The 21,872-nt window shown below is 54.4% G+C and carries 20 protein-coding genes; 14 read left to right on the top strand and 6 right to left on the bottom strand.

The features are described 5' to 3' along the window. Positions 1 to 70 precede the first annotated feature (70 nt). On the top strand, positions 71 to 1,810 hold the full coding sequence (locus tag ACKVOS_RS05325; protein WP_409210978.1) for a putative bifunctional diguanylate cyclase/phosphodiesterase: 1,740 nt from the start codon (positions 71 to 73) through the stop codon (positions 1,808 to 1,810). On the opposite strand, the gene ACKVOS_RS05320 is transcribed toward ACKVOS_RS05325, so the two are convergent. Genes ACKVOS_RS05320 through ACKVOS_RS05300 form a run of 5 tightly spaced genes read right to left on the bottom strand, consistent with a single transcriptional unit; the run spans position 1,768 to position 5,887 of the window. Beyond that, complete coding sequence (locus tag ACKVOS_RS05320) at positions 1,768 to 2,994, bottom strand: CCA tRNA nucleotidyltransferase (RefSeq protein ID WP_409210977.1); 1,227 nt, start codon at positions 2,992 to 2,994, stop codon at positions 1,768 to 1,770. The genes ACKVOS_RS05325 and ACKVOS_RS05320 overlap by 43 nt on opposite strands. Next, positions 2,991 to 3,563, bottom strand: a complete 573-nt coding sequence (locus ACKVOS_RS05315) for a CoA pyrophosphatase (protein WP_409210976.1) — start codon at positions 3,561 to 3,563, stop codon at positions 2,991 to 2,993. Before ACKVOS_RS05315 ends, ACKVOS_RS05320 begins: the two co-directional genes overlap by 4 nt. Further along, positions 3,560 to 4,111, bottom strand: coding sequence for a DUF1285 domain-containing protein (locus ACKVOS_RS05310; protein ID WP_409210975.1), 552 nt, complete (start codon positions 4,109 to 4,111; stop codon positions 3,560 to 3,562). Before ACKVOS_RS05310 ends, ACKVOS_RS05315 begins: the two co-directional genes overlap by 4 nt. Positions 4,112 to 4,142: 31 nt before the next feature. Further along, a complete protein-coding gene (locus ACKVOS_RS05305; RefSeq protein WP_409210974.1) occupies positions 4,143 to 4,649 on the bottom strand; it encodes a GNAT family N-acetyltransferase in 507 nt (168 codons plus the stop codon). Positions 4,650 to 4,651: 2 nt separating this feature from the next. Beyond that, the gene (locus tag ACKVOS_RS05300; RefSeq protein WP_409210973.1) at positions 4,652 to 5,887 is read right to left on the bottom strand and encodes a TCR/Tet family MFS transporter; all 1,236 of its coding nucleotides are present in this window, start codon (positions 5,885 to 5,887) and stop codon (positions 4,652 to 4,654) included. Positions 5,888 to 6,005: 118 nt separating this feature from the next. On the opposite strand from ACKVOS_RS05300, the gene ACKVOS_RS05295 reads away from it, so the two are divergent. Continuing rightward, positions 6,006 to 6,887: a DUF1499 domain-containing protein gene (locus ACKVOS_RS05295; protein ID WP_409210972.1), complete on the top strand. Its 882-nt coding sequence runs from the start codon at positions 6,006 to 6,008 to the stop codon at positions 6,885 to 6,887. 16 nt (positions 6,888 to 6,903) lie between these two features. On the opposite strand, the gene ACKVOS_RS05290 is transcribed toward ACKVOS_RS05295, so the two are convergent. Then, positions 6,904 to 8,043 (bottom strand): PQQ-dependent sugar dehydrogenase, encoded by a 1,140-nt coding sequence (locus ACKVOS_RS05290; RefSeq protein ID WP_409210971.1) that lies wholly within the window; start codon positions 8,041 to 8,043, stop codon positions 6,904 to 6,906. Positions 8,044 to 8,229: 186 nt separating this feature from the next. Between ACKVOS_RS05290 and rimP the strand changes: the two genes are divergently transcribed. The 12 genes from rimP to bamD all read left to right on the top strand — a co-directional run. Beyond that, positions 8,230 to 8,802 carry a ribosome maturation protein RimP gene (gene rimP / locus ACKVOS_RS05285; RefSeq protein WP_409210970.1) on the top strand — a complete coding sequence of 191 codons (573 nt, stop codon included), beginning with the start codon at positions 8,230 to 8,232 and terminating at the stop codon, positions 8,800 to 8,802. Further along, complete coding sequence (gene nusA, locus ACKVOS_RS05280; protein WP_409210969.1) at positions 8,795 to 10,405, top strand: transcription termination factor NusA; 1,611 nt, start codon at positions 8,795 to 8,797, stop codon at positions 10,403 to 10,405. The genes rimP and nusA overlap by 8 nt, the downstream gene beginning before the upstream one ends. Next, positions 10,383 to 11,093: a DUF448 domain-containing protein gene (locus ACKVOS_RS05275; RefSeq protein WP_409210968.1), complete on the top strand. Its 711-nt coding sequence runs from the start codon at positions 10,383 to 10,385 to the stop codon at positions 11,091 to 11,093. The genes nusA and ACKVOS_RS05275 overlap by 23 nt, the downstream gene beginning before the upstream one ends. A gap of 21 nt (positions 11,094 to 11,114) precedes the next feature. After that, positions 11,115 to 13,655 carry a translation initiation factor IF-2 gene (gene infB / locus ACKVOS_RS05270; protein WP_409210967.1) on the top strand — a complete coding sequence of 847 codons (2,541 nt, stop codon included), beginning with the start codon at positions 11,115 to 11,117 and terminating at the stop codon, positions 13,653 to 13,655. Between the two features lie 28 nt (positions 13,656 to 13,683). Continuing rightward, complete coding sequence (gene rbfA, locus ACKVOS_RS05265) at positions 13,684 to 14,088, top strand: 30S ribosome-binding factor RbfA (RefSeq protein WP_409210966.1); 405 nt, start codon at positions 13,684 to 13,686, stop codon at positions 14,086 to 14,088. Between the two features lie 7 nt (positions 14,089 to 14,095). Further along, positions 14,096 to 14,677 (top strand): thymidine kinase, encoded by a 582-nt coding sequence (locus ACKVOS_RS05260; RefSeq protein ID WP_409210965.1) that lies wholly within the window; start codon positions 14,096 to 14,098, stop codon positions 14,675 to 14,677. Positions 14,678 to 14,720: 43 nt separating this feature from the next. Next, positions 14,721 to 15,149: a DUF6491 family protein gene (locus tag ACKVOS_RS05255; protein ID WP_409210964.1), complete on the top strand. Its 429-nt coding sequence runs from the start codon at positions 14,721 to 14,723 to the stop codon at positions 15,147 to 15,149. A 30-nt stretch (positions 15,150 to 15,179) separates the two neighbouring features. After that, positions 15,180 to 16,133, top strand: a complete 954-nt coding sequence (gene truB, locus ACKVOS_RS05250; RefSeq protein ID WP_409210963.1) for a tRNA pseudouridine(55) synthase TruB — start codon at positions 15,180 to 15,182, stop codon at positions 16,131 to 16,133. Between the two features lie 24 nt (positions 16,134 to 16,157). Beyond that, positions 16,158 to 16,427 carry a 30S ribosomal protein S15 gene (rpsO, locus tag ACKVOS_RS05245; protein WP_158898788.1) on the top strand — a complete coding sequence of 90 codons (270 nt, stop codon included), beginning with the start codon at positions 16,158 to 16,160 and terminating at the stop codon, positions 16,425 to 16,427. Between the two features lie 170 nt (positions 16,428 to 16,597). Further along, on the top strand, positions 16,598 to 18,937 hold the full coding sequence (gene pnp / locus ACKVOS_RS05240) for a polyribonucleotide nucleotidyltransferase (RefSeq protein ID WP_409210962.1): 2,340 nt from the start codon (positions 16,598 to 16,600) through the stop codon (positions 18,935 to 18,937). Between the two features lie 230 nt (positions 18,938 to 19,167). Next, on the top strand, positions 19,168 to 21,384 hold the full coding sequence (locus ACKVOS_RS05235; protein ID WP_409210961.1) for a M28 family peptidase: 2,217 nt from the start codon (positions 19,168 to 19,170) through the stop codon (positions 21,382 to 21,384). Positions 21,385 to 21,481: 97 nt separating this feature from the next. Next, positions 21,482 to 21,872 (top strand): outer membrane protein assembly factor BamD (gene bamD / locus ACKVOS_RS05230; RefSeq protein WP_409210960.1); only part of this gene is annotated, 391 nt, incomplete at its 3' end.

The following is a 21,872-nucleotide window of genomic DNA, read 5'->3' as shown; positions in this document are numbered from 1 at the left end:
AAAAATTAACCAAATATCCACCACAACTTAGGTGACTATTTTTTACAACTGGTCCTTATGGCCTGTTGGAATGAAGCATATTATCCGACGCGATATTGCAGAATTGTCCCCTTTCAGCCCAAAGCTGATGAAGGTTACGGAGCCAAATCCGGTCGATCCGCGTTTGGAATTTGGCTGGTTGGCATCACTGCCAATCGCCGGTGCAATTTTCCGGTTGCAAGCAGACCGGGTCGAATATGTGTTGAGCAATCCCAAGTTCGATGATTTGGCGCTCGGCTTTGAACGCGAAGCGGGTTTGGACCTTGGAACGCTTGCTGACCGTGCGTTTTCGATGGTGGCAAGTGGACGGGAAACACATTTCGAATGTTGGCAATCCCCCGATCCGGTAAATAAGCGGGAACTGGAAATCAGCATCGCTCGTTTTGGCGCAGACGGTAATATGATCTTGCTGTCGATGGTGGACCGAACTGCCGAGGCGACCAGCCGGTTGAATCTGCGCCGGGAAATGCTGAGCGATAGCCTCACGGGCTTTTGCAACCGGACGGGATTTGAAGAAGAAATCGAAGTCAGAATTGACGCGTTGGCTGAAGCAGGGTCTGTTCAGGATTATGCCATTATCCTGTTCGATCTCGCTCGCTTCAGCCGGATAAACGAATCCGCCGGTGCGATGGTCGGTGACGAATTGATAATCACAGTCGCCCGACGTTTGAACTCACGCATTAGAAGCAACGAGATTTTGTGCCGCTTGGGCGGGAATGAATTCGCTTTGTTCGTGCAATTGGGCGGTGACTGCACGGACGTTAGCCGGATTGCAAACCGGCTCATGGACGCGTTTGCGACCCCATGTCAGCTCTCCAGCCTTGAAATACAGGTAGACTGCGCTGCTGCGGCGGCCATAGGAACAGTTGGTGACGACGACCCGATGGATACGTTGCGCCATGCCCAGATAGCCTTGAAAAAGGCGAAGATCACTAAATCTTTTGAGCTGTATACACCCGGGACAGTGGATACCGCACGGCGTCGGTTCAGTATGGAAACGGATCTCCGCCGCGCACTTCAAATGGGCGAGCTGGAATTGCATTATCAGCCCTTGGTTGATTTGGACACAGGGTCCTTGAGCGGATTCGAAGCCTTGGCGCGCTGGCATCATCCAGACCTTGGCGCGATTTCCCCGGAAGATTTTATACCCGTGGCCGAAGAAAGCGGGCTGATCGTTCCTTTGGGACGCTGGGCACTGCAGGAAGCCGCAAAGACAATCGCCCTGTGGGATTCCCGTTTGTCCGGTAATCAGGATTTCCGTATTTCGGTTAACATGTCGGCGGTACAAATACAGCGCGACGATGTGGTGGCTGCGGTTGACGAAGCCTTGCGCGGAGCCGGAATAGCCGGGAACCGTTTGACTCTGGAATTGACCGAAAGCGCGTTTATCAACGATCCTGCAGGTGCGAAGCATTTGCTCGACAATTTGAAAGCGCTGGATACCAATTTGGCAATGGATGATTTTGGCACGGGTTATTCCAACCTCGCCTATTTGCAGCAACTTCCGATCGATGTGTTGAAAATTGACCGCAGCTTTGTATCGGAAATGATGGTGAACAAGGACAAGCGGGCTATCGTTCGGACAGTCCTTTCTCTGGCCCGGGCATTGGGCATGAAAACCACCGCGGAAGGCATCGAAAGCAGCGAAATATCCGAAGTCTTACGCCGTTTGGGATGCTCCGTAGGCCAAGGATATTACTTTGCCCGTCCAATGATAGGCGAAGCGGCTTACGCGTTTCTCGGTGCAGACAGAAGCGTCTCAACCACCTGACGCGCGATTTCCAATTGTCGGTCGTGCGGCGGAAAATCTTCTTCCATCCATAAAGCTTCCACAGAATGAACTGTCTTGCCCACCATATGGCCGACAGGTAACCCAAGACTAATCAAATCGCCCCCTTTTACAACAAAGTCAGGCGCAATCCAATCTTTGAGCTTTGAAAGGCACGAGGGCAGGCAGCTGTTGTCACAGTATAGCATGGCCGCATCGGTGGCGCATTCCACACCATTTCGATAGGCTATTACCCTGATATTTTCAACGTCAGGGTCGGGAGTGTTTACCCGTTTGGTCAATTGCTCCCGCAACCGATTGGACAGTTTCAGGCGCGCTGCAACGCGGTCCACGATTACCGCATCGCGGGGTAACAAAGTCAGCAATCGCGCGGGAAGGGAAATTTTTTGATTGAACCCGGTTTCGCGAGCAAAGGTCTGTTCCAGATGATGCGCTGCTTCGTCTTTGAGTTCGGGCAGAAACGACCTGAATATGTCGTTTTCAATCATCAACCGCACCGAAAGGACCGGGTTGGGCAACACCATAAGCCGCGTCAATTCTTGAGCAATTCGTTCACGTGACAACGCGGTCAGGCCATGCGCTCCATTTTTGCATGCTAATAAAGCTGCCGGATCTACATAGCCGGAGCCGAAGCGCGCCAGAAACCGGAAAAAGCGTAAAATGCGGAGATAATCCTCGGCAATGCGCTGATTGGCATCGCCGATGAAACGCAGAATTCCGGCTTCCAGATCAGCTTGCCCGCCAAAATAGTCGAAAATCTCACCGCTTTCAGAATCGGCATAAAGGGCGTTGATGGTAAAATCGCGACGGGCCGCATCCTCGCGCCAGTTGGTCGAAAATGCGACCGTGGCGCGCCTGCCGTCTGTCGCTACATCGCGTCGTAAAGTTGTGATTTCATAGTTCTTGCCATCGACAACTGCCGTGACCGTCCCGTGGTCGATACCAGTAGGAACAGCCTTAATCCGCGCTGCGTCAAGGCGGTCAATTACGGTTGCCGGAATCAACGGTGTCGCCAAATCTACATCGGTAACATCAACGCCTTTTAGCGTATCGCGCACCGCACCGCCGACGATACGCGGACCACCCTGTTCATCGCGGAGAGCGGCAACGATGCGGCGCAAACTATCGGCGCGAAACCAAATGGTGTTTGCAAGCATGGAAGTCATTTCAGGCGACGCACCAAATTTGCGATGATACCGGCAGTAACACCCCAAATCCGACGGTCTTGCCATTGCATATCATAATAGGTCCGCCATTGCCCGTTCCATCGGGCCTCCTTCTTCATTGCATTGGCAGGATCAAGTAAAAAGGACAGGGGGACTTCAAACCAGTCTTCGACTTCGCCCGGGTTCGCCAAAAGGGGAAGGTCGGGGGGAATGATACCCACGACAGGTGCGATGCGATATCCACTTCCCGAGTAATAGGTGTCGGCAACGCCGATGACATTTACATCGTCTGGATTTAGGCTCAATTCTTCTTGCGCCTCACGCAATGCGGCCGACACTTCATCGGTGTCGGTATCGTCAATCTTGCCACCCGGAAAGGCAACTTGCCCCGCATGGCTGCGCAACCAGTCGGGTCTCTGGGTCAGGATTACCCCGGGTTCTGCCCTCTCGGTTATGGGAATGAGCACGGCGGCGGGGCGGTGGCGGACTTCACCAAGACTGCGTTCATCTTCAATTTCTATGCGCCGTGCAGGGTCAAGTGCGGCGGCCATATGTTCGATCCAGTTCATTCCGCCGAACCAATCGAATATGCCACACCTTTGCTCCACACCTCCGGTGCATCGGGGTTTTCGTTTAGGGCAATATCAGCCAATTCGTAGAAGACGGGTCGTGCGATTTTCGCCGTTAAACCTGCGCGGACGTGGAGGTAAAGGAGGCCATTGCGAATTTCAATGGGATTGTCCGGCCCCGCTACAACCAAATCATCGCTGTTCAGGCGAAACATGATCGTCCGTTTATTGCCTTCTCCTTCACTTTGCATTTCGACCGCTATGAACGGAGCGTCATCGACCAAAATAGATAATTTCTGCTGGGGTGTAACCAGCCAATATGTTCCGTCGGCATCACATCGTAACAGGCTGGAGAATGCCCGAACCATTGCCGGGCGTTGAATCTCGCCGCCTTGATGATACCATTTGCCATCGGGCGATATCCGCATTTCACTGTCACCAACTTGCGATGGTTGCCAGTTTTCGACGGCGGGCAATTTTCGTGCGGCGACGAGTTCGGCGACTTCTGCAAGGGTCAATGTAGCCAGATCTGGCGCTTCATAAGGCATAAGAAATCGATAAGGCCAAAGGTCGCAGCCGTCAAATGAAGGGCGAATTTCGCGGCTGAGGGTCTGGACCCAGATCAGCGTGCGATGGCAATGGGTGGTTTTCGGGGTTCCGCAGCAACAATCGCCTCGGTTCCCATGGGCCTGGTAAAATCCAGCCTTGTGTCGCGACCGAATCAAAACCGAAGCGACCATAATATTCGGGGTCACCGATTATCACCATTGGGGCATCCAAAGCTCGCTTTGCTTTAAGCATGTGATGCATGAGCATTTTTCCGATACCGACATTCTGTCGGTTCGACGCAACGGCCACGGGGCCGACCAGTATCAAGGGTGCTTTGCCAATCGCAACCGGCCAACATTGGATGCTGCCGACCAAATTGTCATTTAACATCATGCCAAAAGACAGATGGTCGATTACCGGCATAGCCTGGCGGAGCAAATATGCCGTGCGTTGATGCCGGTCCAAGCCAAAAGCATCATCCAAAAGAGCTTCGACGGCTTCACCGGAAACGCGGGAAAGGGAAATGGGCGTAAACACGTTTAAGGCATCGATGTTTCAGGATCACGTCGCGACAGCAAAAATAACGAAGTTAATGTTACAAGTCCAAGACTGGCGGCAACAAGGAAAATGGCGCCCGGAAAATAGATCGGGGCAGTTGCGCTCGTAAACATCGACAGCAGATTATTGTAAACCAATTGCGCCATCAAAAATGCCAAAGCCGACATGCTGCCATTCAATCCCTGCAGTTCGCCTTGTTGGTTCGGTGGCGTTCGCCGCGACATCATCGCGTTAATAGCGGGCATAGCCATGCCGGAAAATCCGTTCAGGATATTCAGCACAAGTGCAATTGTCCCATTGGTCAGAAACGCCGTAATCGCGAAGCTGGTCACGCCAAATGCCATGCCGATCATTGCCGTTTTCCGTTCGCCAAACCGTTTGACGACCTTGCCAATGACCAGCGACTGGAAAAGCAGCATGGATACCCCGACCAGCGTCAGGGAAATACCGACCATTTTGCTGTCCCAGCCAAATTGCGCAGGCGCGAAAAAGGAAAAGGATGAAGGATAGATATTGATCGCACAGACCCACAGAAAATAAATGAAGGCTATGGGCAAAATGCCCTTAATTTTCCCAAGATTGGCCAAGGCACCAAAGGGGTTAGCCCGACGCCATTCGAATCGACGCCGCCTGTCTTTGGCCATTGTTTCGGGAAATACAAAATACCCGTAGATACCATTTGCAAAGGCAAGGCCTGCGGCAACGAAGAAGGGCAGTCTTGTGCCATAGTCACCTAAAAAACCGCCAAGCGCTGGGCCGATAATAAATCCAAGTCCAAAGGCCGCACCAACTTTACCAAAGCTGGCAGCGCGATCTTCTGCGCTCGACATGTCGGCCATCGCTGCGTTGGCCGGGCCGAATATTGCACCAAATCCGCCAGCAATCGAGCGTCCGACAAACAGCCAGATTATAGAGGGAGCCAACCCCATGAGCAGGAAATCGACGCCAAACCCGAACAATGAAACCAGAAATACGGGGCGGCGTCCAAACCGGTCGCCAAGATTGCCCATCATCGGCCCCATTATGAACTGGAAAATGCCGTAAGCCGCACCAATCCAAGCGCCCAATTGCGTCGCTTCCGATAGGCTAAGTTGGGTAAGTTCCCTTATAAGATCGGGCAGAACCGGCATGATGATACCAAAGCCTGCCGAATATATGAACACCGTCAGCAAGATAAATCGCTTGGCACGTTTCTGCGAGGCAGGGTCGATTATCATGCCGCCTCCTGTCAGTTGAGCGGTATTTTGTCCAATTGAATGTCATGGGCAAACATAATTTTGAAGGGTAAATTGCCATCAAGAGGATCTTCGATTAGCATGAGGGGGTTATGTCGTCATGATAAGGAAACAGGTTTTGAACGAACAGGAAAATCCCGCCGATCAGGCCGAAGCTATTGTGCCGCCGAACGTCTCGTCAACGGCGATGCCGTTGGCCGAAAAGAAGAAATTCGATTATCAAGGCACATTCGTTCTTGTGGCAGGCGTCGGCGCATTATTGTGGGGCCTTGTGTCAGCTGTCGGGACTGGCTGGGGGTTCTGGGAATTTACGTCTGGATTAAAAGGCGTAACATGGGCGTTCTTCCTTGGGATAGGTGCCCTGTTATTTGGCGTATTATTTGGTTGGCGTGCGCGCAAGTCCATCGCGCCGCCACCGCGCACGCGCCGCTGGGCCGGTATGCTGATCGCTTTGGTCTATGTGGGATGGGTAGGAACGTTTTTGGTTTCCGCATTGTCGGTGCCCGCTATCCATGATGTTTCAACCGACCTGGCCGACCCTCCTGCATTCCGGACTCTCCAACTCAGGGCTGATAATCTGGACAATATTCCGGGCGCCGATGACGCGCAGATGAAAGGCCTTACCCCTCAACAGCGGTGGGTAACGGTTCATCAAAAGGCATATGGCGACATTCGTTCGGTGCGAATTAACGAACCTGTCCCCAATGTTGTTGCCAAGGCAGAGCGGTTGGCAAAGGCCCGGGGCTGGACGATAGCAATCGCCCTACCAGAAGAAGGGCGGATGGAAGCCACCGAAACCAGTGCATTTTTCCAGTTCAAGGACGACGTCGTCATCAGGGTGCGTCCAACGGATACCGGTGAAGGCAGCGTTGTCGATATGCGCTCTGTCAGCCGCGTCGGGGTTAGCGATTTGGGAATGAATGCAATGCGCATTCGATCCTTCCTCGCCGATTTGACCGGAACCGTGACGGCAGCGCGTTAGAATTTACGTCGATTGTCTATTTTTTCGGTGTTAGCTTAAGCAAGCGTCCTTCAGACCCGTTGTTGCCATCTTCGAGTATCCAGATGGCTCCATTAGGGCCTTGCTCGACCTCACGGATGCGGGCGCCCATGTCCCACTGGTCAGCTTTGGCGGCGTTTTCGCCATCCAGCTTTACCCTGACCAGAGCCTGGGCACCCAATCCACCGATGAAAGCATCGCCTTTCCATTCCGGAAACATGTCGCCAGAATAAATCATCAGGCCGCCGGGCGAGATCGCCGGGTTCCAATAGACCTTGGGGGCTTCATATCCGTCTCCGGTTTTGTGGTCGGGGATATCGTCAGTGAATGATCCATAATTGCGGCCATTTGACACCTTGGGATATCCATAATTAGCGGCTTTCTTGACAAGGTTCAATTCATCCCCGCCTTCAGGCCCCATTTCCTGATTCCATAAACGGCCCTGTGCATCAAAGGCGAGCCCCAGCGGGTTGCGATGTCCATAGGACCATATCTGTGATTTTACTCGGCCCTGATCATAAAATGGATTGTCAGAAGGCACCATGCCGCCATCGGTTAATCGGACGATCTTGCCCAAATTCTGGTTCAAATCTTGCGCAGGTTGAAATTTCTGCCGTTCGCCGCTGCTGATATACAGCATGGCGTCGGGGCCAAATGCCAATCGGTGGCCATAATGCCCTTGTCCTGAAACTTTGGGTTCCTGTCGCCAGATTATCTGGACATCGCTCAAAGCTGGCTTTGCATCGTCGAGTAGCAGCTTTGCGCGGGCAACCGCCGCGCCGAAGCCGCCTGCGCCAGCTTCGGCAAAGCTGAGATAGATATATTGATTATTGGCAAAGTCTGGATGGACTATAACATCGCCCAAGCCCCCTTGGCCGCCGTAAGCGACCTCCGGAACTCCCGCGATGTCAACCACAACGCCATCATTTTGCCAAAGTTTCAACTCTCCCTTTTTCTCCGTTATCAGCGCATAGGGTGTGCCCGGAATGAACGTCATGGCCCATGGCTGATTAAAGTCAGCGACCGCCGTAACATCAAAGGGCTTGTCACTGCTGACGGCCGCTGCGGCATCGCTGTTTGTTGGCTGACATGCGGCGATCATCAATGTTGCCGATAGCAATAAAGCGGGTTTGTTCATGGGGCGGTTCCTTTGCTGTGCATCGACACGAATTGGTGTGTGTACCCCTCGATAGCAAGAGGCTTGCATAATATCCTTATCGGCGATATACAGCTTCCATCCTTACATCGCGAGATTTTGGAAGCGCTGGCGCCTATCGGGGCCGGCACCCGAAAGCTTTGCATAAAAGCACAAGAAAGACCGACGTTGCCCGACCTCGACAAATTGTCCGCGTTGATATCGCCCGAAGCGCAAGCGCTTGGCTTTACGTTGGTGCGCGTTGCGTGGTTTGAAAATGGCGCGCAAGGTAGCGATGAGCCAACATTGCAAGTGATGGCGGAACGACCAGAGACTAGACAGCTTGGTATCGATGACTGCGCGGCGTTATCGCATCGTATCTCCGATCTGTTTGATGAACTTGATCCAATCGAAGAAGCCTATCGGTTGGAAGTCAGCTCGCCCGGGATCGACCGCCCGTTGACCCGTCTTGCCGATTTCACCGATTGGAAAGGGCATGAGGCGAAGATTGAACTTGCCGAGCCTATGGATGGCCGAAAGAATATGCGTGGCGATCTTGCTGGTGTTGATGGCGATATCATAATGGTCGATGACCGCAAAGCCGGACGTTTGACTTTTCCCTTTTCCGCGCTTGGCTCAGCCAAGCTGCTCTTGACAGACCGCCTTATTGCGTCGACTGCGCCCATCAACAGCGATGGGGCCGACGAAGTAGAGGCAGACCCCATTCACGACGAAGCACAGGAAGACGAAGAGTATGGCTAATACGATTGCCGCGAACAAGGCTGAATTGCTCGCAATTGCCAATGCGGTTGCATCTGAGAAGATGATCGACAAGTCGATTGTCGTCGAAGCTCTCGAAGAAGCGATCCAACGTGCTGCCCGTGCGCGTTATGGTGCGGAAAACGACATTCGTGCAAAGCTTGACACGCAGACCGGCGACCTTCGCTTGTGGCGCGTTGTCGAGGTTGTTGAAGAAGTTGAGGATTATTTCAAGCAGGTCGATCTTAAGCAGGCGGAAAAGCTGCAAAAGGGTTCGGTCGTGGGTGACTTTATCGTGGACCCGTTGCCTCCGGTGGATCTGGGCCGTATCGATGCGCAATCGGCCAAGCAGGTCATTTTCCAGAAAGTACGCGATGCCGAGCGTGAGCGTCAGTATGAAGAATTCAAGGAACGCGCTGGCGAGATTATCACCGGCGTCGTGAAGTCGGTCGAATTCGGCCACGTCGTCGTCGATTTGGGCCGTGCCGAGGGTGTCATTCGCCGCGACCAGCAAATTCCGCGCGAGGTTGTCCGCAACGGTGACCGCGTTCGTGCGCTCATCATGAAAGTGCAGCGCGAAAATCGCGGGCCGCAAATCCTGCTGAGCCGCGCGCATCCTGACTTCATGAAGAAGCTGTTTGCGCAGGAAGTTCCCGAAATCTACGACGGCGTGATTGAAATCAAGGCAGCCGCACGTGATCCCGGTAGCCGCGCCAAAATCGGTGTCATCAGCTACGACAGCAGCATCGACCCTGTCGGCGCCTGCGTCGGCATGAAGGGCAGCCGCGTGCAGGCTGTTGTTCAGGAAATGCAGGGCGAAAAGATCGACATCATTCCCTGGTCGGAAGATACCGCAACCTTCATCGTGAACGCGCTGCAGCCAGCAACGGTTAGCCGCGTGGTCATCGACGAAGAAGAAGGCCGCATCGAAGTCGTTGTGCCCGATGATCAGTTGAGCCTCGCGATCGGCCGCCGTGGACAGAATGTCCGTCTGGCCTCGCAATTGACGGGTCGTGGCATCGATATCATGACCGAAGCGGAATCGAGCGAGAAGCGGCAGAAGGAATTTGTCGAGCGTTCCGAAATGTTCCAGCAAGAGCTGGACGTTGACGAAACGCTGGCACAATTGCTGGTGGCCGAAGGCTTTAGCGAACTTGAAGAAGTTGCTTATGTCGATCCATCGGAAATTGCAGCGATCGAAGGATTTGATGAAGACTTGGCAGCGGAATTGCAAAACCGCGCGCAGGAAGCTCTGGAGCGTCGCGAAGAAGCCAACCGCACAGAACGGCGCGAGTTGGGTGTCGAAGATGCGCTGGCCGAACTGCCGATACTGACCGAAGCGATGCTGGTTGTGCTGGGTAAAGCGGGCATCAAGACGCTTGATGATCTGGCCGATTTGGCGACGGACGAGTTGATCCAGAAAGCACGCGAACCGCGCCGCAACGAACGCAGCGACCGCGAAGTGCGCCGCAATCGCACCGAAGACAAAGCAGGTATATTGGCTGTGTTCGGCTTGTCCGAAGAGCAAGGCAATGAGATCATCATGGCCGCACGTGCCCATTGGTTCGAAGAGGAGGACGCGGTTGCAGCGGACGACTCCCAATGAGGACCGACACTCCCCAATAAGGAAGTGCATATTATCGGGTGAGCATGGCGACCGTGCCACGCTCATTCGTCTAGCGCTCGGCCCCGATGGCAGTGTCGCGCCCGATGTGTTCGCCAAGGCTCCCGGTCGTGGCGCATGGATCGGCGTTAATCACGATGAACTGGCAAAGGCGCAGGCCAAGGGTAAGCTCGCCGGACTGCTTCGTCGTGCATTCAAGACTGAAAAAATTGAACTAATCGATGATATGGCCGGGCGGATTGAGCGTAGTCTTGAGAAGGCGTTTCTTGACCGGTTGGGCTTGGAAGCGCGGGCAGGGCATCTTATCTTGGGCGCCGAGAAGATTGATGCCGCATCACGCAGCGGTCAAGTTCGTTTGCTTTTACACGCATCGGACGCGAGCGCCGACGGCAGCGGAAAGCGTGATCAGGCATGGCGCGTTGGTGAAGATGCGGAAGGTTCCGGAAAAGGCGGTATAAAGCTGCCCGTCGACCGTGACCAATTGTCGGCGGCACTGGGACGGCAAAATGCCGTGCATGTCGCACTAATTGACCAAAAAGCGGCAGACAGGGTGACACATCATCTTGGACGCTGGCTAAATTTCAAAGGATGCAGTAATGCGCCCCTCGATTCCGGAAGCAATGCTTCGGAAAAGTGGGGCCCCGATACTGATATCCCCGCTATTGATTGAGTAAGGACGGGTTCTGTTTCGATGAGTGATGATACCAACAACAAGCCGACATTAACGCGCAAGCCGCTCACCTTGAGTCGCTCGCTTGAGTCGGGTGAAGTCAAACAGACCTTTAGCCACGGCCGCACCAACAAGGTTGTGGTCGAGGTAAAGCGCAAGAAACTGGTGGGCAAACCGGGTTATGCGCCTGAACCCGAAGCGGCACCACCGCCTCCGCCACCGCCCGTGGCGGTTGTGGCCGCTGCTCCAAAACCCGAACCTGCGCCAGCCCCTAAGCCTGTCGCAAATGATATGCTCAGCCGGCAGGAGCGTCAGGCAAAATTACTGCGTGAAGCCGAAGAAGCACGTTTGTCGATGCTCGAAGAAAGCCGTCGTCGCGAAGATGAGGCCCGGGCACGTGCAGCCGAAGAGGAAAAGTGGAGGGCAGAGGAAAATCGGAAAGCCGAGGAAGCCCCGCCTGCCGTTGTTGAAGTTGCAACGCCTGTGGTCGAACAGGAACCCGAAGAAACTGTCAGCAATGATGACGGCGCTGCGCCTGCTCCTCGCCGGTTTACGCCCGTGGAATCACCAAAGCGCCCCGCTGCTGCGCCCGCACCTACAGAGCGCGAGCGCGAAGAAGCGAAAAAGGCTCCGCACCGTCCGACCCGCGATCGCACCGCCGACCGGCGTCAATCGGGTAAGCTGACCGTTACCCGAGCACTTGATGATGATGAAGGTGCACGCGCCCGTTCGCTCGCAGCACTGAAGCGCGCCCGCGAAAAGGAAAAGCGCCTGCATGGTGGCGGTAATCGTACCGCACAGCCCAAGCAAAGCCGCGATGTTGTCGTGCCTGAAACCATCACGGTTCAGGAACTCGCCAACCGTATGGCCGAAAAGGGCAGCGATCTGGTCAAAGCCTTGTTTAAGATGGGTATGCCCGTCACGATCAATGAAACGATCGACCAGGATACGGCAGAATTGCTGGTTGAAGAATTTGGCCACAACATCACCCGCGTGTCCGATGCCGATGTCGACATTGTGCATGATGAAGACGTCGATGCCTCCGAAACGCAAAAGCCGCGTCCGCCCGTTGTTACGGTCATGGGCCATGTCGACCACGGAAAAACTTCGCTGCTTGATGCCTTGCGCGGTGCCAATGTCGTATCCGGTGAAGCCGGTGGCATTACCCAGCATATCGGTGCTTATCAGGTGAAGGCAAAGGACGGTTCTGTCATTACTTTCCTTGATACACCGGGCCACGAGGCCTTTACCCAGATGCGCCGTCGCGGCGCTTCGGTGACCGACATCGTGATCCTGGTTGTTGCCGCTGACGACGGCCTGATGCCTCAGACAATCGAAGCCATCAAGCATAGTAAGGAAGCTGGTGTGCCGATGATCGTCGCGATCAACAAGGTCGACAAGGAAGGCGCGAACCCGCAAAAGGTCCGTGAACGTCTGCTCGAACATGAAGTGATCGTCGAACAGATGGGCGGCGATGTGCAGGATGTTGAAGTCTCCGCACTGAAAAAGACCGGCCTCGACACATTGCTCGAAAAGCTGGCTTTACAGGCCGAGGTTATGGAATTGAAAGCCAATCCTGACCGCGCAGCAGAAGCAATCGTGGTGGAAGCCCAACTCGATAAGGGAAGGGGAGCCGTTGCGACGGTACTCGTCAAGCGCGGTACGTTGAAACGCGGCGACATCTTTGTCGTCGGGTCAGAGAGCGGAAAAGTCCGTGCCTTGATCAACGACAAGGGCCAGCAGGTTACCGAAGCAGGTCCTGCAACACCTGTGGAAGTGCTCGGTCTAACCGGCGTACCTTCGGCAGGCGACGTTTTGACGGTTGTCGAAAATGAAGCACGTGCCCGCGAAGTTGCCCTTTATCGTAAGGAACAGTCGACCAAGGTCCGTACAGCCCAGGTTACACCGAACCTTGAAAATCTGTTCGACAATCTGTCGGCCACACGGGCGATGGAATATCCGGTGGTTATCAAGGGCGATGTACAAGGTTCGGTTGAAGCGATTGTTACCGCACTCAACAATATCTCCACCGATGACATCAAGGTCCGCGTTTTGCTGGCCGGTGTCGGTGGTATCACCGAATCCGACATGCTTTTGGCTGCGGCATCCAACGCGCCGCTTATCGGTTTCAACGTGCGCCCGAACAGCAAGGCGGCCGCGCTCGCCAAGCGGGATCGGGTGCGTCTGAAATATTTCGATGTGATCTATCACCTGACCGCCGACATCGCCAAGGAAATGGCGGGCGAATTGGGTCCGGAAATCATCGAAACCGTCGTCGGACGCGCCGAGGTCAAGGACGTGTTCAAATCGGGCAAGCGCGACAAGGCAGCCGGTCTTCTGGTTACCGAAGGCGTTATCAAAAAGGGCCTTCATGCCCGCCTTACCCGCGAAGACGTTATTGTATCGAAAACAACGATCGCATCGCTGCGTCGCTTCAAAGACAATGTGGATGAAGTCCGCGCCGGGATGGAATGTGGCGTAGTTCTGGCGGATACCAACGATGTGAAGGCAGGCGATATGCTTGAAGTCTTCGAAATCGAGGAGCGTGAACGGACATTGTAAGTTCGGCGTCGGCACCAAAGGAGGCATTATGGCCAAGCATAACGATGTCTCGCCAGAAGGGCGCTCCGTCCGCTTGCTGCGTGTAGGCGAGCAATTCCGCCATATTCTGTCGGAACTGCTCGCGCGCGGCGAGGTACATGACGATGTCCTCAACAGCCACAGCGTCAGCGTTACCGAAGTACGAATGTCGCCCGACCTGCGCCACGCCACGGCTTTCATCAAGCCGCTGCTTGGCGCAAATGAAGATGTGGTGCTGAAGGCGCTACGGACCAATACGGCATTCTTCCAAAAGGAAGTCGCATCACGCGTGAGCATGAAATATGCGGCCAAGCTGAAATTCCTTGCAGACGACAGCTTTGATCAGGCGACGCACATCGAAACCCTGTTAAGCGCCCCCAAGGTCCAACAGGATTTGACCGATAACGAGGGCTAAGCGGCTGATGGCCAAGCTCTATTTCTACTACGCATCCATGAATGCCGGAAAATCGTCGACCCTGCTGCAGGCGGCGTTCAATTATGGCGAGCGCGGCATGAAGGTGATGTTGTGGACGGCGGCCATTGACGACCGTCCCGGCTTTGGGGCGATAAGCTCGCGGATCGGGCTTGCGGGGGATGCGAGCCGGTTTGAGTCAAATACCGATATTGAGACCGTTGTATTGCGCCAGCATCTGGAAAGCCCGTTAGCCTGTGTGTTGATCGATGAGGCGCAGTTTCTGTCAAAGGAGCAGGTGTGGCAATGTGCGCGTCTGGCGGATAGAGCCCATATTCCGGTTGTGTGCTATGGTCTGCGGACCGATTTTCAGGGCGAGTTGTTTCCCGGCTCTGCGGCTCTTCTCGGCATCGCGGACAGTTTGGTGGAACTGAAAGGCGTGTGCGATTGTGGTCGCAAGGCGACGATGAACCTGCGCGTTGACGAGTTGGGCAACGCGGTAATTGATGGTGCCCAAACCGAAATCGGCGGCGATGACCGTTATGTTGCGATGTGCCGTAATCATTTTATGGAAGCACGCTCGGCCCGGTAAATTTTAATCGCCCGTTCAGGTTCGCGCTTTTATCATATTGTTTATGAAAAGCTTCATTATCATCGCCTTAGCCGCAGCCACACTGTCTGATTCTGTTCATGCCAAAAAGCCGGAGCCATATGTTTGGCCCGAACTTGGGGTGGAAAGTAAGATAATTTTTCCAAATCACGGGGCTATTCGCAATTTCGAAGCAGACGGTAGCGACGGGATATGGTTGGAGGATCGTCAGCGGCGTTGGTATTATGCCGAACTTCTGGGTGGATGCTACGATTTGAATTTTGCGCAGGCAATCGGTTTTGATACCGGCGGTTCGCCGCAATTTGATAAATTCAGCTCGATTATCGTGCGTGGACAGAAATGTCCTTTGATTAGCCTGCAAACATCGGAAAAGCCTTTGCCGCGCAAGGAAAGGCTGAAATTGAGGAATGCCGCAAAGGTCGCTGCAAAGGACGTGGTAGCGCCTTCAAATTGACTAAAGCGCGTGCGGCCTTAAAGGCAGGCCATGCATGGTTGGATTATATTGGATAAACCTCTGGGTCTGGGCTCCACCCAGGCCGTCGCAGCCGTAAAGCGGAACCTGCGTCAGGCTGGCTTTGGCAAGGTCAAGGTGGGTCATGGTGGTACGCTCGATCCCTTGGCAACCGGGGTATTGCCAATTGCTCTTGGTGAGGCAACGAAGCTTTGCGGGCGAATGCTAGATGCGTCGAAGACCTATGAGTTCACTATAAGTTTCGGAGCCGAAACTAGCGGCCTTGATGCAGAGGGTGATATAGTGGCTACTTCGGACCGTCGGCCGACCATATCAGAAATGGAGCTGGTTTTGGGCGAGTTCACCGGTGCCATAGCGCAAATTCCACCGGCATATTCAGCTATCAAAATCGATGGTAAACGTGCGTATGAACGGGCCCGGGCTGGCGAAGATGTGGAGATGAAGGCGCGGTCAGTATTCATCCACAGCCTCACACTCCGTCACCCTGAACTTGTTTCAGGGTCTTACTTTGACGAGCAGAATAGTAAGACCCTGAAACAAGTTCAGGGTGACGAGACGTTGAGTTCGGTCACCCTTATCGCCGATGTGTCCAAAGGCACTTATATCCGTTCACTGGCGCGCGATATCGCTTATGCTGTTGGTACGGTCGGTCATGTGACTATGCTGCGCCGGACACGCGCCGGACCATTTGACCTGGAAAGCGCGATTTCGCTGGACAAACTGAATGCTTTCGGCCAAGGGGCGGCCCAAGAAGACATTATCTTGCCGATAGAGGCAGGGCTGGTCGACATCCCGGCTCTTGATCTCTCCCCGGAACAGGCAAGGGCGATCCAACAGGGTCGCGTCTCGACCGGGATTGCCATGAAAGATGGTCTACATTGGGCGAGGGACGCGGAAATGCGGCCTATTGCGCTGGTGGAGAACATCGACGGAGAATTAAGATCCGTCCGTGGCTTTAACCTTTAAAACCATGATGTTCGAAGGAAAAATATGTCTATTACTGCAGAACGTAAAGCCCAGGTTATCAAAGAGCATGCTCGCGAGCCTAACGATACCGGATCGCCTGAAGTGCAGGTTGCCATTCTGACCGACCGTATCAACACCCTGACGGGTCATTTCAAGGATCACCACAAGGATAATCACTCGCGTCGTGGTCTTTTGATGATGGTCAACAAGCGTCGTTCGCTTCTGGACTATTTGAAGAAAATTGATGCGGACCGTTATGCCGCACTCATCGCGAAGCTCGGTCTTCGCAAGTAATTATGCGAAAGCGGCCCCCAAAACGGGCCGCTTTTTGCTTATGGGGCGATCCGGCAATGAGGCTGGTTTGCCATAGGGGCGCTTTTTAGCCCCACCCGCAGCGGATCGGTATTTCCGCAATCAAGAGGCCTCACACCGCAATAGGGCGGTGCTGAGTCAAAGGAAAATCTATGTTTAATACGAAAACTGTATCAATCGAGTGGGGCGGACAAACCCTGACACTCGAAACGGGCAAGGTTGCCCGTCAAGCCGACGGTGCTGTCATGGCGTCGCTGGGCGAAACTGTTGTTCTTTGCGCGGTTACCGCTGCAAAGTCGGTGAAAGAAGGTCAGGATTTCTTCCCGTTGACCGTTCACTATCAGGAAAAATATTCCGCAGCCGGCCGTATCCCCGGTGGCTTCTTCAAGCGCGAACGTGGCGCCACGGAAAAGGAAACGCTGGTTTCGCGTCTGATCGACCGTCCGGTCCGTCCGCTTTTCCCCGAAGGTTTCTACAACGAGATCAACGCCATTGCACAGGTTCTGAGCTATGATGGCCACAACGAGCCCGACATTCTTGCCATGGTTGCAACGTCGGCTGCTCTGACCATTTCGGGCGTTCCTTTCATGGGCCCGATCGGCGCAGCACGCGTTGGTTATGTGAATGGCGAATATATCCTGAACCCCACCGACGAACAGGTTGCCGAAGGCGACCTCGATCTGGTGGTTGCGGCAACTTATGATGCCGTGATGATGGTTGAATCCGAAGCAAACGAGCTTTCGGAAGAAATCATGCTTGGCGCCGTCCTGTTTGCGCACGACGCATGTAAGGAAATCGTCAAGGCAATCGTGAAGCTTGCCGAACAAGCCGCCAAGGAACCTTGGGCAATGGCAGAGCAGGCCGATCTTTCGGCTGCAAAAGACAAGCTGAAGAAGCTGATCGGCAAGGATATTGCTGCAGCCTACAAGCTGACCGACAAGTCGGCACGCAGCAATGCCCTGAACGAAGCACGTGCAAAAGCGAAGGAAGCCTTCGCCGATGCAACCCCGCAGGACCAGATGGCTGCTGGCAAGCTGATGAAGAAGCTGGAAGCTGAAATCGTTCGCGGCGCGATCCTGAAGGACGGCACCCGCATCGACGGACGCACCACCACGCAAATTCGTCCGATCCTCGGCGAAACGCACTTCTTGCCACGCGCACATGGTTCCGCCCTGTTTACCCGTGGCGAAACCCAGACTATCGCAACCTGCACCTTGGGCACCAAGGACGCAGAGCAGATGATCGATGGCCTTGGTGGCCTGCATTATGAGCATTTCATGCTGCACTATAACTTCCCGCCCTATTCGGTTGGTGAAGTCGGCCGCTTCGGCGCGCCGGGCCGTCGTGAAGTCGGCCATGGCAAGCTTGCATGGCGCGCTCTGCACCCTGTTCTGCCGAGCAAGGACGAGTTTCCCTACACCATCCGTCTGACCAGCGACATTACCGAATCCAACGGTTCGTCGTCGATGGCATCGGTGTGCGGCGGAAGCCTCGCCATGATGGACGCTGGTGTGCCGATCAAGCGTCCGGTCAGCGGCATTGCCATGGGCCTGATCCTCGAAGGTAAGGATTTTGCGATCCTCTCCGACATTCTGGGTGATGAAGATCATCTGGGCGATATGGATTTCAAGGTTGCCGGTACCTCCGAAGGCATCACCACGATGCAGATGGACATCAAGATTGCCGGGATTACCCGTGAAATCTTCGAAGCCGCATTGACCCAAGCCCAGGAAGGCCGCGCGCATATCCTAGGCGAAATGGCCAAGGCACTGGGCGAAGTCCGTGGCGAACTGTCGGCGCATGCTCCGCGCATTGAAACGATGCAAATCGACAAGGCGAAGATCCGCGACATCATCGGCACCGGTGGTAAGGTTATCCGCGAAATCGTGGCAACAACCGGCGCCAAGGTGGACATTGATGATGAAGGTCTGATCAAGATCTCGTCGAGCGACCTGACGCAGATTGAAGCAGCTCGCAAGTGGATCAGCGGTATCGTTGAAGAAGCTGAAGTCGGCAAAATCTATGACGGTAAGGTTGTAAACCTCGTCGATTTCGGTGCGTTTGTGAATTTCATGGGCGGCAAGGACGGACTCGTCCACGTCAGCGAAATGCGCAACGAACGCGTTGAGAAGGTAACCGACGTTGTCAGCGAAGGAATGGACGTCAAGGTCAAGGTTCTCGAAATCGACCCGCGCGGCAAGGTTCGCCTGTCGATGCGCGTCGTCGACCAGGAAACTGGCGAAGAACTGGAAGATACACGTCCGCCCCGCGAAAAGAGCGAGCGCAGCGATCGTGGCCCCCGTCGTGATGGCGGCCGCGAAGGTGGCCGTGGCGAAGGTCGCGGTGATCGTGGTCCACGCCGGGATGGTGGCGGTGAACGTGGCCCCCGTGGCGAAGGCCGCGGCGACCGTGGACCGCGCCGTGAGCGTTCGGAAGGCGGAAACGCCAGCGAAGGAAATCCAGACCATGTTCCGGATTTCCTGAAAGACTAAGCCCGTAAAGGCAATGGAGAGGAAAGGGGTCGCGCGCGCGGCCCCTTTTTTTGTCTGGAAAGGCCGACCCATCTGACAAAAAGATGCGAAAAAAAGCAACTGTGTATCATTATGTGACGGGAAACTTGCCGGCACACCATCACATCGATTGTTTTATGGTTAATTTTCCCTATAGCGGCGCATCATCACGATAATCAGGGTGCAGCGGAGTTGAGGGGCCCCTTTTCTGAATGCGTCGATATCTATTTTTACCAATGGTCGTTGCCGTCGCGCTTGCGATCGCTCTAATTACACGCGTTGCCCCATATGGAGGTGACAGCACCGGCTATTCTTTCAACGAAGCCAGGAAAGTTTTGATTGCAATTGCTTCTGAACCGCGCCCCGTAGGCTCGGTTGGGCATGCCAAGGCACATGACTGGCTTGTGGCACGATTAACGGCGCTTGGACTGGACGTGCATACGCAGGTTGGTGTGGGAGTTCGGCAGGCGGACTTTGACAATCGGCGAAAAGGCGCGGTGAGCGTTTCTCCTTACCAAAATATTGTTGCGGTTATACCGGGGCGGGATCGGGCGAAAAAGGCCGTGCTGCTGATGGCGCATTATGACAGTGTGTTGGGAGCAAACGGTGCGGCCGATAATGCTTCTGGCGTTTCTGCGGTACTGGAAACAGCCCGGATTCTTGTAAATGGACCTACGCCAGCGCGCGATGTCATATTCTTGCTAACCGATGCTGAGGAAGTTGGACTTGTCGGCGCGCAGGAGTTTTTTGACAAGCACACTCTTGCGCCGCGGGTTGGAGCGGTGGTCAATGTCGAAGCACGCGGATCTCGAGGCCGGGCCATCATGTTCCAGACGTCCCCGAAAAATGGGGAACTTATTCAACTTTGGGCGAAACATGCAGTTCAGCCGACCGGGAACAGTCTGGCCAATAATGTTTACCAGTTGCTGCCAAATGACACTGATTTATCGGTACCTTTGAAGAAGGGCGTCACGGGCATAAATGCTGCGTTTATCAACCGGTTAAAAGACTATCACATGCCCAGCGATCGGCTTGACAATATCGATATGCATGCGGTGAAACATTTGGGGAATTTTGCGCTGACCACGACAACTGCTCTGGCAAATGCCGAGTTGTTGCCTGCGCCTGCGAGTGAAGCGGCCTATTTTGATTTTTTCGGGCTTTTCGTTGTCCGCTATCCGATGTGGTTCGGCTGGATATTGCTAGCGATAGGTTTTGGCTTATTGTTTACAGCAAAGGTTGAAAGACTTGGTGTTCGCTGGCGTCAGGCGCTGGGCGGCACATTGGGTGTGCTAGCGTTGACCGTCACGGTTGGTTTGGTAAGCCATGTTTTCTCGAGCTATGCTTATGGCAACGGCATCATACAATTGCGCGAGCGGATAAATGAAATGGGCCCAGCACTGTGGCTTTTTGTCGCGCTCGCTTCGAGTTCAGTCCTGCTAGTGCGACCAAGAGAGGCGATGTGGACAGGTTCGGTTATCCTTATGCTTATTACCGCGGTGGTAACCCAAATCTGGATGCCGGGTGCAAGTTGGCTTTTTGACTGGGGTGGATTGATTGGGGCGTTGTTGCTTAACTTGGCTGCACGGTCAGGTTGGCAGTCTTCTGCAGTCATATGGGTGAGCGCTATAACAGGGGGATTATGGGGGGCTCTGTTGCTGACAGGCGTCATTATAACCTACGACACCGTTGCGCCGATGACGCCCGCTCCGGTGGCGTTGATTATACCTTTCGCGATTACTTTGATCGGGCCTGTTATCATGGGCTTCGGAAATCTTACTTACGCACGTCACTTCGGTGCTGTCCTTTTTTCCATGGCTTGGCTTGGCGCAGCTTGGTTGATTTTTGATCCGAGCTTTTCGGACCAGAATCCCAAGCCTGGTGACCTGTTTCACTACAGCGATCGCGTAAATGGCAAAAACTATTGGGCCACCAGTTCGACTTCGCGTGAGTTGCCCGACGGCCCCGTAACAGAAATCATTCCACCAGGTTTCGAGAGTTACAAATGGACCGCTGTGCCTGCGCCGCCTGCCGATGTGGCACTGCCGGAGGTGAAAATTGACGAGCAGCGCGAAAAAATTGTGATTAGCATGATCAGCAAAGCTGCGCCGCGATTGATGAATTTCTCGATCAAACCGACTTTGACCTTGTCCAATGTGCGCGTGAATGGAAAGGCGATCAATATGCGCCCCGGTCAACCCGCGCGGATAGGGTGGCGAGCAGAAACGCCAGATGCAAAATTGATGTTCGAATTCGACCGGAAAGCGCCGGGCAAGTTAACTATCGATTATTTATATGCTGTCGCAAAACTTCCACCGGGCGCGCCTCCTATGGGAGGTCCGGATACGGATTGGACTCGCTTTAACGGAACACGGGTTGTGCGCGGTTCGATCAATCTGAGTTATGGCATGTCGTCCCCACCTGAATGATGGTCAAGTTCATCTGTTATACAGGCTATACAATGCATCTGGGGACAAAATCAGCAAAGCACTTGGCGACGCGATGAAGTTTATCTAGGGAATGTTTATGAACAAAAAAATGCTCGTGTCCGTGGCGTTGCTTGCCACTACTTCATTGCTTTCCGGCTGCGCTGCTCTCGGGCTTGGCGGCGGCGGTGCAAAACCGGGTAGCAACACCCGCTATGTCGCGCGCGATGTAAACACGCTGTACGCGGCGGCAAAAGAGAAGCTGGATAACAAGCAATATCCTGTTGCGGCCGCATTGTTCGATGAAGTTGAACGCCAGCATCCATATTCACCTTGGGCACGTCGTGCCCAGCTGATGAGCTCGTTCAGCTATTATATGGCTCAGAAATATAACGAATCGATACAGTCGTCACGCCGGTTTCTGTCTATTCACCCGGGCAACAAAGACGCGCCTTATGCCTATTATCTGATTGCGCTCAGCTATTATGAGC

This window comes from Sphingorhabdus sp., from assembly GCF_046154385.1.
Classification (GTDB): domain Bacteria; phylum Pseudomonadota; class Alphaproteobacteria; order Sphingomonadales; family Sphingomonadaceae; genus Sphingorhabdus_B.
The sequence above is the reverse complement of the archived record's forward strand: the minus strand, read 5'-3'. Positions and strand labels throughout refer to the sequence as shown.